At 49.1% G+C, this 16,150-nt stretch carries 10 protein-coding genes and 1 pseudogene; 8 read left to right on the top strand and 3 right to left on the bottom strand.

Annotated features, from left to right (window positions below; genetic code table 11):
* Positions 1-128: 128 nt before the first annotated feature.
* Positions 129-926 (bottom strand): annotated as a pseudogene (locus tag ACEW9I_RS14155) (RNA-guided endonuclease InsQ/TnpB family protein); the annotation flags it as partial.
* Between the two features lie 469 nt (positions 927-1,395).
* Here ACEW9I_RS14155 and ACEW9I_RS14150 point away from each other — a divergent pair.
* A complete protein-coding gene (locus tag ACEW9I_RS14150) occupies positions 1,396-3,897 on the top strand; it encodes an ATP-dependent Clp protease ATP-binding subunit (RefSeq protein ID WP_373540977.1) in 2,502 nt (833 codons plus the stop codon).
* A 250-nt stretch (positions 3,898-4,147) separates the two neighbouring features.
* Positions 4,148-4,414, top strand: coding sequence for a hypothetical protein (locus ACEW9I_RS14145; RefSeq protein ID WP_373540976.1), 267 nt, complete (start codon positions 4,148-4,150; stop codon positions 4,412-4,414).
* 11 nt (positions 4,415-4,425) lie between these two features.
* Here the strand turns inward: ACEW9I_RS14145 and ileS are convergent, their stop codons facing one another.
* Positions 4,426-7,830 carry an isoleucine--tRNA ligase gene (gene ileS, locus ACEW9I_RS14140; RefSeq protein ID WP_373540975.1) on the bottom strand — a complete coding sequence of 1,135 codons (3,405 nt, stop codon included), beginning with the start codon at positions 7,828-7,830 and terminating at the stop codon, positions 4,426-4,428.
* Positions 7,831-8,067: 237 nt separating this feature from the next.
* Between ileS and ACEW9I_RS14135 the strand changes: the two genes are divergently transcribed.
* From ACEW9I_RS14135 to ACEW9I_RS14120, 4 genes are all read left to right on the top strand, one after another.
* Positions 8,068-9,615, top strand: coding sequence for a cobyrinate a,c-diamide synthase (locus tag ACEW9I_RS14135; RefSeq protein ID WP_373540974.1), 1,548 nt, complete (start codon positions 8,068-8,070; stop codon positions 9,613-9,615).
* Positions 9,616-9,726: 111 nt separating this feature from the next.
* Positions 9,727-10,035, top strand: a complete 309-nt coding sequence (locus tag ACEW9I_RS14130; protein ID WP_373540973.1) for a hypothetical protein — start codon at positions 9,727-9,729, stop codon at positions 10,033-10,035.
* Positions 10,036-10,290: 255 nt separating this feature from the next.
* Complete coding sequence (locus tag ACEW9I_RS14125) at positions 10,291-11,637, top strand: FAD-dependent hydroxylase (protein WP_373540972.1); 1,347 nt, start codon at positions 10,291-10,293, stop codon at positions 11,635-11,637.
* 148 nt (positions 11,638-11,785) lie between these two features.
* Positions 11,786-12,031: a hypothetical protein gene (locus tag ACEW9I_RS14120; RefSeq protein ID WP_373540971.1), complete on the top strand. Its 246-nt coding sequence runs from the start codon at positions 11,786-11,788 to the stop codon at positions 12,029-12,031.
* A gap of 75 nt (positions 12,032-12,106) precedes the next feature.
* On the opposite strand, the gene ACEW9I_RS14115 is transcribed toward ACEW9I_RS14120, so the two are convergent.
* Positions 12,107-13,003: a YihY/virulence factor BrkB family protein gene (locus ACEW9I_RS14115; RefSeq protein WP_373540970.1), complete on the bottom strand. Its 897-nt coding sequence runs from the start codon at positions 13,001-13,003 to the stop codon at positions 12,107-12,109.
* A 200-nt stretch (positions 13,004-13,203) separates the two neighbouring features.
* Here ACEW9I_RS14115 and cbiD point away from each other — a divergent pair, with 200 nt between their 5' ends.
* Entirely contained in the window at positions 13,204-14,331 is a 1,128-nt protein-coding gene (gene cbiD, locus ACEW9I_RS14110; RefSeq protein ID WP_373540980.1) for a cobalt-precorrin-5B (C(1))-methyltransferase CbiD, read from the top strand.
* Between the two features lie 221 nt (positions 14,332-14,552).
* The gene (gene guaA / locus ACEW9I_RS14105) at positions 14,553-16,103 is read left to right on the top strand and encodes a glutamine-hydrolyzing GMP synthase (protein ID WP_373540979.1); all 1,551 of its coding nucleotides are present in this window, start codon (positions 14,553-14,555) and stop codon (positions 16,101-16,103) included.
* Positions 16,104-16,150: the final 47 nt, after the last annotated feature.

Genomic DNA, 16,150 nt, shown 5'->3' with positions numbered 1-16,150 from the left:
ATAATACTACTCACCAATAAGGTTATATAGTTGTCATCTGCTGGGGATTAAAGTGCGAACTCAATCCTTAATGGATTACCCAAGCAAATGCCGCTTGTCCTCCTTTGTAGGTTTAAAGCGAACGAATCGCACTCGTTAGATCTGATTACGCACCGTGCTAATTTCACAGCATGGTCTTTACGTTGCCGACTTATTTTAAGATGGATTCTACCTAGCTTAATTCGAGATTTCTTACGGTTGTTCTTGCCCTTTTCCTTGCGAGAAACCAAGCGTTGTGCCCGTTTCATCTTCACTTCACCAGCTCGGTAAAACTTGGGATTTTCAACCTCCAAGCCGTTTGAGTCAGTATAGAAACTAGCAATTCCTACATCTAATCCAATCGTGTTACCAGTGGCTGGTAAAATCTCTGTCCGATCTACAGAAATGCAGAATTGAACATAGTACCCATCTGCTCTTTTTACCAGTCTGACCCGTTTGATTTGGTCGGGTTGGTAGAAGTTTAGATCTCTGGTTCCTTTGAGTTTTAACTTGCCGATTCCTTTCTTGTCAGTGAAAGTAATCGATTTGCGGTCATCACTTAACGCCCATCCCGACGTTTTATATTCAACCGAACGGCAATCTTTCTGAAATTGAGGAAACCCTTTCTTACCAGAAACCTTTGCTTTACAGTTGTCATAGAAACGTTGAATTGATGCCCAAGCACGTTCAGCCGCTGCCTGACGTGCCATCGAATTGAGTTGGTTGGCAAACGGAAACTCTTTAGCCAGCACAGCACAGTATTTATTGAGATCGTAACAAGACTTTGCACCGCCATCCATCCAAAGCCGAATCGCTTTGTTGCGGATGAACTGGACTGTCCGAATCGCCTCTTCAACTGCGCTGAACTGACTAGATTTGCCGGATGCTTTGTACTCAAATACGAGCATTGGGGATGTCTGATTGACTGCATTTATGACGAGTATCATATCATAAGATAAGTAACTTGGCAACACTAGTACTATTCTTGAGCGCATCCTGCGGCTAAAGCCGTGGCATCGTTTCTAGGCGGCTAAAGCCGCGACCGCTTACATCCCCACGCTTGAAAGCGGGGGTTTTAGCTCGTTTCCCGATAAGGGTCAAGTTAAGGAATGTATGGGCTGATTCTACGATTATTTAGCACAATGACTGCCTAAGTACCTACCCGATCGGTGTTTATAGCGAACACTCCAAATGTAAACAGTAACGATCGAAAAAAAGCTATCTATCCTTAGAAGTATCTTGGTAGTACCCGATCCCCTCCCCCCCAACAATGGTAGTTATTACCGAACCCAATCGCCAAAATAAGTATTCCCAATCGGCAAAATTACTGTGTTAAGATTTAATGACACAGGACAAAGCAGGGGATGGAAAACAGCCATGTTTGAACGCTTTACAGAAAAAGCCATTAAAGTAATCATGCTGGCCCAGGAAGAAGCACGTCGCCTGGGGCACAATTTCGTCGGTACAGAGCAAATCCTCTTAGGATTGATTGGCGAAGGTACTGGCGTAGCAGCAAAGGTCTTGAAGTCGATGGGCATCAACCTCAAAGACGCAAGAATCGAAGTTGAGAAAATTATCGGACGTGGTTCGGGTTTTGTAGCCGTTGAAATCCCCTTCACCCCCAGAGCGAAGCGTGTTTTAGAGCTATCTCTAGAAGAAGCCCGCCAACTGGGACACAACTATATCGGCACAGAACACCTACTACTCGGCTTGATCCGCGAAGGTGAAGGCGTTGCAGCACGCGTCCTCGAAAACCTGGGTGTGGACTTAACCAAAGTTCGGACTCAAGTAATTCGGATGCTCGGCGAAACCTCGGAAACTGCTACAGCAACCGCTGGCGGTCGATCGGGTGGTAGCAACAAAACTCCAACACTAGATGAGTTTGGTTCCAACCTCACTCAAATGGCACACGACGGTAAATTGGACCCCGTAGTCGGTCGAGCTAAGGAAATCGAACGCGTGATCCAAATCCTCGGACGCCGGACTAAAAACAACCCCGTCTTAATTGGCGAACCAGGTGTTGGTAAAACAGCCATCGCTGAAGGTTTAGCCCAACGCATCGCCAATCAAGATATCCCCGATATCCTTGAAGATAAGCGCGTTGTCACCCTCGATATTGGATTATTAGTCGCTGGTACTAAATATCGTGGTGAATTTGAAGAACGCCTCAAGAAAATCATGGATGAAATCCGCCAAGCCGGAAACGTCATCCTAGTGATCGATGAAGTCCACACCTTGATCGGTGCTGGTGCGGCTGAAGGCGCGATCGATGCGGCAAATATCCTCAAACCTGCGCTAGCACGGGGCGAACTGCAATGTATCGGTGCGACCACTCTCGACGAGTACCGCAAGCACATCGAACGGGATGCAGCACTAGAGCGTCGCTTCCAACCAGTAATGGTCGGCGAACCTAGTGTAGACGAAACGATCGAAATCTTGCACGGTCTGCGCGAACGCTACGAACAGCACCACAAGCTCAAGATCACCGATCTCGCGCTCGAAGCTGCCGCAAAACTAGCCGATCGTTATATCGCCGATCGCTTCTTGCCTGACAAAGCGATCGATCTAATGGACGAAGCTGGCTCCCGCGTTCGCTTGCTCAATTCCCAACTCCCCGCAGCAGCAAAAGAGTTGGACAAAGAGTTACGCAAAGTGCTCAAAGAGAAAGACGAAGCCGTCCGCTCTCAAGATTTTGATAAAGCAGGTGCTCTCAAAGACCGCGAAATCGAAATCAAAGCCGAGATCAAAACGATCGCGCAAACCAAAAAAGCTGCCGATGAAACCGAAGATCGCGTGATGCCCGAAGTCACCGAAGAAGACATCGCGCACATCGTCGCTTCTTGGACAGGCGTACCTGTGAGCAAGCTCACCGAATCTGAGTCCGTCAAACTGCTCAATATGGAAGAAACTCTCCATCAGCGGTTGATCGGTCAAGAAGAGGCTGTCAAAGCTGTCTCCCGCGCCATCCGTCGCGCTCGGGTGGGCTTGAAAAATCCCAACCGTCCGATCGCCAGTTTCATCTTCTCAGGCCCGACTGGAGTTGGGAAAACCGAGCTAACCAAAGCTCTGGCAAACTACTTCTTCGGTTCCGAAGACTCGATGATCCGCTTGGATATGTCCGAGTACATGGAGCGTCACACCGTCTCCAAACTGATCGGTTCGCCTCCAGGCTATGTCGGCTACAGCGAAGGAGGTCAACTGACCGAAGCCGTTCGTCGTCGTCCTTACACCGTCGTCTTATTCGATGAAATCGAGAAAGCGCACCCCGACATCTTCAATATGCTCCTGCAAATTTTAGAAGATGGTCGCCTCACCGATGCCAAAGGACGCACTGTAGACTTCAAGAACACCATGATCATCCTCACCTCGAACGTGGGTTCCAAAGTGATCGAAAAAGGTGGTGGTGGTCTCGGATTCGAGTTCTCGGACAACAAAACCGAAGCAACTTACAACCGGATCCGCAGCTTGGTCAACGAAGAACTCAAAAACTACTTCCGTCCAGAGTTCCTCAACCGTTTGGATGAAATCATCGTCTTCCAACAGCTCACCAAGCCAGAAGTCAAAGAGATCGCCGACATTATGCTCAAGGATCTATTCGGTCGCCTGACCGAGCAGGGAATCAAGCTCGAAGTCACAGATCGCTTCAAGGATCGACTCATCGACGAAGGTTACAACCCTGCATACGGTGCGCGTCCACTCCGTCGGGCAATTATGCGCTTACTAGAAGACATCCTCGCCGAGGAAATGCTCTCCGGTCGTCTCAAAGATGGTGATACCTCGATCGTCGATATCGGCGAAGATGGTAAAGCGATCGTCACTCCCAAGCAGGACATTCTCGCTAAAGCAACACCCGATTTACTAGCCCCAGTCGGCGAGTAGATAATTAGTTAACATCGAAATTTCGATAATTAGCTATTAGCAAAAACAGGCAGACTCGATCGAGTCTGCCTGTTTTTGTAATTAAATTTGATTGTTTCGGAATTCTCGATCGATCGCTGCCCTAATCGCCTTTGCGGTTGCTATATTAGCGTATTAATTAACTCATCTATTTGTAAAAGTCCTTGAGTAATTTGCTGTACTCTATTTAATTTTAGGATAAGCTAACACTCTAGACGAGCCGCGAATTTCGTTGACGCTGCGCTACATTGGCACATATTACGATCCCAATAATGGAGCCGTCTGGGGGATTGGTGCCCCCAGCAAAACCAGAGCAGCGGCTAATGCCAGAGTTGAGTGGCTAAATGCGATTGCGCCTGAAGAACGAATCGCGACGCAAAAAGCCCAAGCCAATCGAATGCTGAGACTTTTTCGGGAGGAGAATATTAATGACAGTTTTGATGCCAATTCTTATCAGCCTGGATTCGATATTTTAGATTTTCAGGGAGTTGTCGATTGATGATGTTACTGTCAGAACTTACCCGCCAAAGCATCGACACAGCGATCGCAGATTAATGGCTGTTCGCTATTTTGACCGACAGTCGGTGAATAGTTCCAACAGCGATCGCATTTGGTACCATCGGCATTTACTACGCCGATTTTGCCACCCTCAACAGTGCTTTGATGTGGTAATCCTTGGAGTTGACTCGCATCATCGATTAGTTCGACTTGAGAGGCGAGGAAGAGATATCGCAACTCGTCAATGCCGTTGGATAGCTGCGGTGGTTGGGATGTTGTCGCAGGGACATGTTGTGGCGCAGGTGCCAACTCACCAGTAGGTTGTTCGAGCGATACTGTCCGCACGGGCTGATATTGTGCGCCGATGATTCGATCTTTGTAAGCGATCGCCCGATCGAGTGTTTGTTGGCGTTTTTCAGTATTCAATAAGTTACGCGCCACAAAGATGCTACTCATCACCAACCCGATCGCTTTGAGGGTGATTTCTACAAAGGGAATGCGATTGACGACATCAATCAAACCGATCGCGATGTACAGCCCAAATAATCCAGTCAACACCAATAAAGTATTCCCAATCAATCGCCAACCGCGATTGTAAGCCTCGATCGCTGTGGCAATTGAAGCCCCGATCGCATTACTACCACTTACCAATGTTGCTTGTAATTCTGGCAACGGTGAAGCGTTGATTAAGCGATCGATCGCTGGCGTCCGCGAATTACTTGCATTAACTACCGCGCCTCCCCTCATATTCCCCTCCTGGGACGGGTCGGGGATAGGTTCCGTAAACGACATCGCGCCCAATTTCGCTCTGAGGGTCGGATCGTTCACCTGCAGTAATACCTTCGCCTCTAGGCTCGAACCGATCGCTTTATCTGTCCGCGCTTGTTCCATCACCTTATTTACATCTGTTCGCAGGTCGCGAATCTTGTCCCAGGTGAGGGCTAGATCGGGCTGTAACCACTGAGAATCGAGTTTGACCCAACCAGACTCAAACACCGACTTGTAAGGGGTTGGATAGGGCAAATACTGCCAGATATCTTCTGCCATGTGACAGAGGACAGGTGCGATCGCGCGGGTGAGGTTTTCGAGGACAATGGCGAGGACTGTCTGACAACTACGGCGACGAAAGGAGTCGGGCGCGCTGATGTAGAGCCGATCTTTGGCAATATCTAGGTAGAAGTTGGACAGATCGACGATGCAGAAATTCTGGACGGTTTGGAAGAATTTAAAGAACTGATAGCGATCGAATGATTCGGTAATTTCGCTAAATACCACACTCATCCGATGCAGCATATAGCGATCGAGTTCGGCTAATTTGGCGTAGGGAATCGCATCTTTCGCCGGATCGAAGTCGTGGAGATTTCCGAGCAAGAACCTGGCTGTATTCCGAATTTTGCGGGAAGCATCGGATAGTTGCTTGAGGACATTTGGGCCGATTCTCACTTCGTTGGAATAATCTACCGAAGAAACCCACAATCGCACGATATCGGCTCCATAAGCTGGATCTTTCTGCGGATTTTTTCCACCATCCATCACCACCATCGGATCGATAATATTACCCAATGATTTGCTCATTTTCTCGCCTTTTTCATCCAGCACGAAGCCGTGAGTGAGAACGGTTTTAAATGGTGCGATGCCGTTGTTGGCGACACTTGTTAATAAACTCGATTGGAACCAACCCCGATGTTGATCGGAGCCTTCGAGATACATATCGGCTGGATAAGCTAGATTGTCCCGCTGTCTGGCTACCGCCGCCCATGAGGAGCCGGAGTCAAACCAAACATCCATCGTGTCGGTACCTAGCCGATAGCTGCATCCATTATGGCGATGAGATTCGGGTAATAATTGCTCGACAGACATTGAATACCACGCATCTGAACCATGTTCGCGGAAGATATTTTGAACGTGACTAATCGACTCTTCCGTAAGTAATGGCTCGTTAGTTTCATTATCATAAAAAACTGGAATCGGTACGCCCCAATTGCGCTGACGGGAGATACACCAATCCGATCTTTCCGCCACCATTGGCGTAATCCGATTTTCACCTTGAGCGGGAATCCATTCTACTTCCGAAATTGCTTTAAGAGCTGCCTCTTTAAATCCCTTGACCGATGCAAACCATTGTTCGGTCGCGCGGAAGATGGTTGGCTTCTTAGTCCGCCAATCGTAGGGATACTTGTGTGGGTATGCTTCTTCTTTGATTAAAGAATGCTCTCTAATTAACGCCTGAATTACTAATTCATTCCCATCGCCGAGGACATTACTACCTGCAAATTCGCCAGCTTCATCGGTAAAATTGCCATTACCATCTACAGGTGCCAGAATTGCTAGACCGTATTTTTGCCCGACGATATAGTCTTCTTGCCCGTGCCCTGGTGCGGTGTGAACCAAGCCTGTTCCCGATTCAGTCGTGATGTAGTCACCACCGATAATTACTGGACTGTTGCGATCGTATAGTGGATGCTTATAGGTAACGTGTTCTAAATCTGCGCCTTTAATTACGGCTTGCTGCGTCAGGTTGAGATTTAGTTTGGTCGCTAAACCATCGACCATATCGGCAGCGACGATCGCGTACTTGCTGCCCGTATAATGATTATGTTCGCGTCCGGTAACTTCGACGATCGCGTAATTAAGATCGGGATTTACCGCCACTGCTAGATTTGCCGGAATTGTCCACGGCGTTGTCGTCCAGATCGCAACAGCCAAATCGTCTTGATATGGCTCTAGAATCGCCCTAGAGGCATCTGTAATCTGCGCGACCTTAAATGCCGCAAAAATGCTCCGCGAGACGTGTCCTTCGGGATATTCTAGCTCCGCTTCAGCCAGCGCAGTCTTGGAACTGGGACTCCAATGTACGGGTTTCAAACCACGATAGATATAACCCTTCAACACCATTTGCCCGAAGACACCGATTTGGGCGGCTTCGTATTCCGGTTGGAGGGTGAGATAGGGTTTGTCCCACTCAGCCCAGACACCCAGCCGTTTGAAGCCGATCTTTTGGGCTTCCACTGTCTTGAGCGCGAAGGCTGCTGCCTTCTGACGTAGTTCCAACGGCGTGAGACGCTGACGCTCCGGTGGCTTCATGTCTTGGATCACTTTCAGCTCGATGGGTAGTCCGTGGCAATCCCAACCCGGCACATATCTGACTTTGCGTCCCTTGAGCAGTTGATAACGGTTGATGATGTCCTTGAGCGTTTTATTGAGCGCGTGACCCATGTGGAGCGTACCATTGGCGTATGGGGGGCCATCATGCAGCACAAAAATATCGCCAGGATTGGACTGTGACAGTCGTTCAAAAATTTGCTCGTCTGCCCAGAATTTTTGCAGTTCGGGTTCGCGAATGACAGCATTGGCACGCATGTCAAACTTAGTCTGGGGTAGATTTACGGTATTTTTGTAACTTCCTGGTGCTGTCACAGTGATAAATGCTGATTGGTTTGTATCCGTATATTATATGCACACGGGTGCAGGGATGGCGAAATGTTGAATCATGTATTGTCGCGATCGAGCCGAATTTCTGAGGCTACAGCCGTAACTAGAATAACTGACACCATCAGCATCTGGGACTCAAGCGCAAATCTTTAAGAGCTTGAATTCTCCAGCTATGTCAGTTACCATCCGAGACTTATGCTCAAAATTTCCCCGTCCTAACTTATGTCGATCGCGATCGCTGGAGAACGGAGTGGTGTTGGTAAAACCACCATCACCCTAGCCTTACTTACCGCACTCCGCCGCCGACAGCAGACGGTACAATCTTTTAAAGTGGGGCCAGACTATATCGATCCGATGTTTCACACGTATGTGACGGGGAGAGCGTGTCGCAATCTCGATCCGATTTTGACCTCAGATGCTTACGTGCGGCAATGTTTCGATCGCCACAGTCGGACAGCCGACTGCGCGATCGTCGAGGGGGTGATGGGGTTATTTGACGGGGCTTCGGGGACGACTGATGCAGGGAGTACGGCGCAAGTTGCCAAGCTCTTGGATGTGCCTGTAGTCTTGATTCTCAATTGCAGTAGCACGTCGCGATCGATCGCCGCGATCGCGCATGGTTATCGGACTTTCGATCCACAGGTGCAGATCGCGGGCGTCATCCTCAATCGGGTGGGTAGCGATCGGCATCTCGAATTGCTCACGGCTGCCCTCTTACCGCTTCAGCTACCCATCTTGGGCGTACTCAGACGCCGCGATGATATTATGTTGCCCGATCGTCATTTGGGGCTGATTCCAGCCGGAGAACTGACAGAGCTGGATACGACACTCGATCGCTTAGCTACAATTGGTGAAACTTGCTTCGATTGGGAACGGTTGATGCCATTACTAAACACCAAACCCTCGCTCATACTCCCCTCCGTTCGCGAAGCGTCTGCCTCCGCCGAGGGGGGGCTGTCTTGTTGCGCCTTCATGGTCAACTGGGCGGGTGACCCGACCAGTGGGGAACCCGACCGTTGGCGAAGCCTTACCGAAGGGATTAGCGCACCGCTGGGGGTGGGTAGGATGATAACAACTGCCGCACCACCGCGCCCGATCCGATTAGCTGTTGCTAGGGATGCCGCATTCAACTTTTACTATGCGGACAATTTAGACATCCTCAGCGATCTGGGTGCCCAACTAATCGAATGGAGTCCACTACACGATCGCCAGCTCCCGCCAGATATTCAGGGCTTATATTTTGGTGGGGGATTTCCTGAAGTATTTGCCGAAACATTGGCGGACAATCAACCTGTCATTCGAGCGGTAAGAGCAGCAATTACCGCCGGAATGCCAACGTATGCTGAGTGTGGTGGTTTGATGTATTTGTGCGATCGAATTGTTGATTTCAGTGGACAGTCTTATGAAATGGTCGGGATTTTTCCCACCACGGCGGTGATGGGTAACCGCTTAACGCTCGGCTATCGAAAACTCACAGCCAACAGCGATAGTTTACTTTTTAATGTCGGCGATCGAGTCTGGGGGCACGAATTTCATCGTTCTACGCTCACAACATCACCCACACCACCATTGTGCGATCTTGCAGGTTATGAATCAAGTTTAAGCTTCGCATCTGAAGGCTGGAATCTTTATCAGGTGCAGGCTGCTTATACTCATTTGCATTTTGGAGCTAGACTAGAATTACCCGATCGATTTCTAAATCATTGCCGGAGATTCGATCGTCGATTTCCAGTCTCTAGCCGACCTTGGCGATCGCGCTTTCGACTGTGATGATGCGATCCTGCCTAGTACACTACATTTTTTGATGCTAAGATCGAGCTGTGTCAAGTTAGATAGCTTGACAGATGTCTAGGTAGGATATTTACAAACCCATAAGTTTTCATGAATAATATCACTCAAACGATCGCTCTAACTGCTGTAGTCTTTGCGCCAGTGAGCTTGATTAGCTCGATCGACTCCGCCGCTGCCCATCATACTCCCAGCCATGTTTCTACCGTGGCAGGCGATCGCCTGCGAGCCACTCAGAAAAAAACCACTCCAGCTTCAATGACTGTTCAGCAGCAGATGAGTGGCAAGAAGACGCCCGCTAGAATGATGACCAATTTCGGTGCTAGCTCCGCACCTGGTGCTAGCACTGCCCCTAGCATCCCCGTCGATAACGGTACCGATACTCCTGCCACACTTAAATAAACAGCGCAGATGCGGCGATCTGGGCTGTTTCGATGCTATCTAAATCTAACTTGGGATTCCACACCCAGTGTCTCAGTGATGGCGACTGGGGCACTTTTTGAGTGGATAGCAGCAGATAGCCTACCTCACATTGCGATGTGGGAATCGATGTTCCTAGACAGGGGTGATGCCAAGACCTCGATCTGTGGCGATAGAAGCGTCATAATAAAGATCGCTCGAAGTATATTGACCATCCTGATTATTTAGATATTTGTTATGCCACGTCTTGATGCTTTTTCGGCTCCGGTAGCGGCTGTGCCTGCTGGGGAGCTACCAACACCCGCGCTACTGTCCCCAGCAGGAATAGAACTACACGATCGTCAGAGTCAGATCGAGACAGGCGCGATCGAATTAGACTACGATCTGGCGATCGTCGGTGGTGGCATCATCGGCAATACCCTCGCCGTCGCCCTCCAAAATTCTGGATTGCGAGTAGTGTCGATCGAAGCGCAAGCACAATCGATATCGATAACCAAGAACAGAGCTTACGTGCTATCGATGCTCTCAGGACAGATCTTTGAGGGACTGGGCATCTGGCAACAAGTTTTACCCCAAGTTACTCAATTTAGCCAAATTCAAATCTCTGACGCCGATTATGCGGGGGTAGTGAAGATGTATCCCCAGGACTTGGGTACGGATACACTCGGTTATGCTGCCACTCATGAAGTGCTACTTACCGCCCTGCAAGCCAAATTGCAGACAGCTCCGAATGTTACTACCATGTGTCCAGCCCAGGTAGTGGTAGTAGATTACACCGCTACTGGTGCCGAAATGACGATCGAGACACCAGACACCAACAGCCCTACCAAAATTCGTGCCAGTCTAGTCATCGCCGCCGATGGTGCCAAATCGGCACTGCGATCGCAAGCGGGCATCGATACAACTGGCTTCAATTACTGGCAATCCTGTATTACCGCGACCGTCAAGCCAGCAATACATCATCACAATATTGCTTACGAGCGGTTTTGGTACGATGGGCCGATCGGCGTGTTACCATTGGCTGACGGTCGCTGTCAGGTCGTCTGGACATTACCTCATCAACAAGCTGAAGAATTACGAGATCTACCTGCGAGTGAATTTCTCCATCAACTCGAACATTGTACGGGTGGTTTATTGGGCACACTAGAGCTTGACTCCCAACGGTGGTTATTTCCCGTCAAGCTGATGCAAAGCGATCGCTACACCGCCCCCAGACTCGCCCTAGTTGGCGATGCCGCTCACTGTTGTCATCCCGTCGCCGGACAAGGGATGAACCTCGGCATTCGCGATGCAGCAGCTCTAGCAGAGATTTTAGTCGCCGCGCATCAAGCTGGCGTAGATATCGGGAGCGATGCCGTCCTCCAGCAATATGCCAACTGGCGCAAACCAGAAAACTGGGTAATTTTAGCCTTTACCGATTTACTCGATCGGATGTTCTCAACTAGTATCCTCCCGATCGTCATTATCCGCCGATTGGGACTCTTTTTGCTCGATCGCCTCCCAGGATGCAAATACCTTGCGCTGCGATTGATGACGGGATTGGCTGGCAAGATTCCCCAGGTAGCAAAACTGACTCCCAATTGAGCCAGCTCGCTATTGGGGAGATCGACTCTCGCTCAAATTTACAGGTCAAAGTAGGGGTAATCGATCGATTGCCCCTACTTTACTGTGCGATTGCGATCGATTCCAAGCTGAAATTCTCTCCAAGTCAGGTAATGTTTTAAAAATCAAAATGTTCATTGCAGAACATTTTTTTGTGCTCCAGCTCCGAGAATATCCGCTCAGAGCGCGTAAATTTGGACAGGAACAAACCATCTCTAGCTCGAACGATCTAAAACCGAAAATATCAGGTTTGGTGCGTTATGGTCGATCGCGTCAAACAGCTAAGATTTGCGCTCCCACTCCTCATCGCGTGGTAGCAAGTAGTTGGCAGAAATCGATCGCCGCTTTGAGCGCAGTCGAACTAGAGCAATCCTAAATCAGATCCTTTGCATCAAATACTGGTGCGTTACGGCTCTCGCCTAACACACTCTACATCAAGCGATCTTTTCAGTTATTTTCGACGCTGAGAGCCATCCCGAGTCGAGCGATGAGAACCATATTTGCGTGTATATACCTGCGTGAATTCTGCCCCAAAGAGCATAATTTGAACAGAATAATAAATCCAAGCCAACACAGTAACTAAAGATCCCGCCGCACCATAAGTCGATCCAAACGTACCATTACCTAAATAAAAGCCGAGTAACTCCTTCCCAATACTAAATAGTAACGAAGTAAAAAATGCACCGACGAGAACATCCCGCCAAGCAATCCGAATATCGGGTAGATACTTGTAGATCGTCGCAAACAGTAACGTAAAGACTCCCAAGGAAACACCCAGATTGAATAATTTCCAAAAAGCTTCTAGCGCGGGAAAAAGATTATTGGTAAACGTCGTCAATGCAGCTAAACCCGCACTGACGACCAATGACACCATCAAAATAAAGCCAATCGTCACCACCATCGCAAACGAGAAAATCCGCTTGCGAACTACCGCTTTGACTCCAGCTTGCGGCGATGGCTCCACATTCCAGACTGTATTCAGTGCATCCTGAAGTTGGACAAAAACGCCAGAAGCACCAAAAATCAGGACGAGGGTACTGATAATCGTCGGCACGATCCCATTTCCCGCTTGGGGATTTTGAGTATTGGCTAGAGCCGTCTGGACGACCTCTGCGCCTGCTTTGCCCAGCAATCCTTGGATTTGGGTGACGATCTCACCCCTAGCCGCTTCTTGCCCAAAGACAGACCCAGCCACAGCCACTGCAATCACTAGCAGCGGCGCGATCGAAAACAATGTGTAATATGCCAATGCCGCCGCCATTTGGTCTACTTTATCTCGTTGCCACTCATCGACGGTTTCTTTCAACAGGCTCCAGATACTTCTTAGACTCATTTGCTGCTTGACCATAATTTATCTTTTCTTTTTAGCAGATGGCGATCGATTTACCATCTATCTAAAGAATGAAAATATGTGAATGGTGAATGGTGGCGATCGCTCTGCCGATCTTGAATGCCGCCCGATCGGGCACGAACTATTTCACTAGGCAATTTATAATAGTGACTACACCAGTTCTCGATCGCCCTACCGTCATCAAAAGTCCTGTATTTATGCGTTCTGGTTATACCCTGCCTGTCTTTGCCACTGCTAGTGCGATCGCCGCCTTGCAATGCTTGCAAAAGCATCCGCATGTGGCTCAGTCGAGTGTCAGCGTCAACTCGATCGATCCGCCGCAGCAACTAGAGATCCCGATCGAGCAAGTCGCTTTGATTCAGGCTGGCATGGCTCTGGGCATCACCCGCAGCGATCCTGGGGACAACTTAGATCTGACTCGCGATACGCCGATTTGGGCAGTAGTCGAGTGGGCAGATCCAGTTCAGGTCGAAACGATCGCGCTAGTAGGGGGTGAAGGGGTCGGCAAGCAGTCGAATTTAGACAATCTCCCTGCAATTTATGATTACGCGCGACGGCTCCTACAGATGAATTTAGCCCCATTGCTGGCACCAGCCCAAAAAATTCGGGTCACGATTATTTTACCGGAGGGGAGAGTCCTCGCTACCCGCACCTCGAATGCTGCTTTTGGCGTCGTTGAAGGCTTATCACTACTGGGCACGACTAGTATTTCCCGACCCTTGAGCGCGCCAGGACAGTTGGAGGCTTGCTTGGCGGAGTTGCGCTCCAAATGGGAGGGACGGGCGGAAGGGGAGGATGCGCCGTTGGTATTTTGTATTGGTGAAAATGGGCTGGATCTGGCTCAGAAAATGGGAATCGATCGCGATCGAATTATCAAGACAGCTAACTGGCTGGGGCCATTATTAGCGGCGGCAGGAGCGTTGGAAGTACCTAAGCTGTTATTGTTTGGTTATCATGGTAAACTGATCAAGTTAGCAGGTGGAATTTTTCATACCCATCATCATTTAGCTGATGGGAGGTTGGAAATTTTGGTAGCAGCAGCCGCTCGATCTGGTTTACCCCCAGCGCAGTTAGCAGGGTTGTTCGAGCTAGAGACAGCCGAAGCCGCGCTCACATATCTCCGTGCGATCGATCTTACTGACGGGAGTAACTGGGTAGCCCAGATCTATGGATATCTAACTGAACGGATCGACGCGAGATCCCAGACGTATATTTATAGTCAAAGTCAACAATCGGTAAGTGTCGGTTCGGTATTATTTGACAGGCATCGTCAATTTATTGCAACTAGTGCCACTGGGAGTACATTTTTGACCCAATTGTGCTAGAGTCGATCGAACATAAATTTTTTAATTTAGTACTATAAATCTTGCCCGATCTCACTCTTGAAATCCAAGAGTCGATCGTCTCAAACCCAGACGGTCATAGCTCTGAGCAGCTACACATATCAACTTCAAGGGAGTCCGCAGTGACCACACAAACCGAAACTAGTTCAACAGATCTTCAGCTTACAGATGGGGGATTGGCAGCAGTCAGCTTAAACCATCAAATGGTCGTTATTCTGGATTTCGGCTCCCAGTATTCCGAACTAATTGCCCGTAGAATTCGTGAGACTCAAGTTTATTCCGAAGTCATTTCCTACCGGACTACTGCCGCCCAACTGAGGTTATTAAATCCCAAAGGTATCATCCTTTCTGGGGGACCTAGCTCAGTCTACGCCGAGCGTGCGCCCCAGTGCGACCCCGAAATCTGGAATCTCGGTATTCCCGTGCTAGGTGTCTGCTATGGGATGCAGTTGATGGTGCAGCAACTAGGTGGCGAAGTCGTCAAAGCCAAAAAAGCTGAGTATGGTAAAGCCGAACTCGCGATCGACGATCCGATCGACCTGCTGACAAATGTCGAACAGGGGACTACGATGTGGATGAGTCATGGCGACTCCTGCGAACGGTTACCTGTCGGCTTCGCGCTCATCGCCCATACTGAGAATACCCCATGTGCGGCGATCGCCGACCATCAGCGCAAACTCTATGGGGTGCAGTTTCACCCCGAAGTCGTGCATTCGATCGGCGGCATTGCCCTGATTCGTAACTTTGTCTATCATATTTGTGGCTGTCAACCGACTTGGACGACTGAAGCCTTTGTCGAAGAAGCCATTCAGAGCGTGCGCGCTAGAGTAGGTGATAAAAAAGTATTACTGGCTTTATCTGGCGGTGTTGATTCTTCGACTTTAGCATTCTTATTGCACCGCGCGATCGGCGACCAATTGACCTGTATGTTCATCGATCAAGGGTTCATGCGGAAGCTCGAACCAGAACGTCTAGTTGCTCTATTTAATGACCAGTTTCATATCAAAGTTGAATATGTAATGGCGCGGGAACGGTTTATCAATGCGATCGCTGGTGTCACCGATCCTGAAGTCAAACGCAAAATAATTGGTACGGAATTTATTCGCGTATTTGAGTCAGAATCAAAACGTTTGGGGCCATTTGATTATCTCGCGCAAGGAACACTATATCCAGATGTAATTGAGTCCGCAGATACCAATGTCGATCCGCAAAGTGGCGAACGCGTCGCTGTCAAAATCAAGAGTCACCACAATGTCGGTGGCTTACCCAAAGACTTGCAATTTAAACTCGTCGAACCCTTACGCAAATTATTTAAAGATGAAGTGCGAAAAGTGGGACGGTCGATCGGATTACCAGAAGAAATCGTCAAACGTCAACCATTTCCTGGCCCAGGCTTGGCAATTCGAGTGATCGGGGAAGTCACCGCCGAGCGGTTAAATATCCTTCGTGATGCCGATCTGATCGTCCGTCAGGAAGTTAATAAACAAGGTCTTTATGACAAGCTCTGGCAAGCATTTGCCGTACTCCTGGCTGATGTCAATAGTGTCGGTGTCATGGGCGACCAACGTACTTATGCACATCCGATCGTCCTGCGGTGTGTATCTAGTGAAGATGGGATGACGGCTGATTGGTCGAAGGTGCCGTATGAGTTTCTAGAGATAGTTTCCAACCGGATTGTGAATGAAGTCAAAGGTGTCAATCGGGTAGTATATGATATCACTTCCAAGCCACCTGGCACGATCGAGTGGGAATAATTTTCGATTGGTTTAAATGTTTGGAAGGTGGGTACTGCTCACCTTTT

This window comes from Chamaesiphon sp., assembly GCF_041738855.1.
Lineage (GTDB): Bacteria > Cyanobacteriota > Cyanobacteriia > Cyanobacteriales > Chamaesiphonaceae > Chamaesiphon.
Note: the sequence above shows the minus strand (reverse complement) of the source record. Positions and strands in the feature narration are given on the sequence as shown.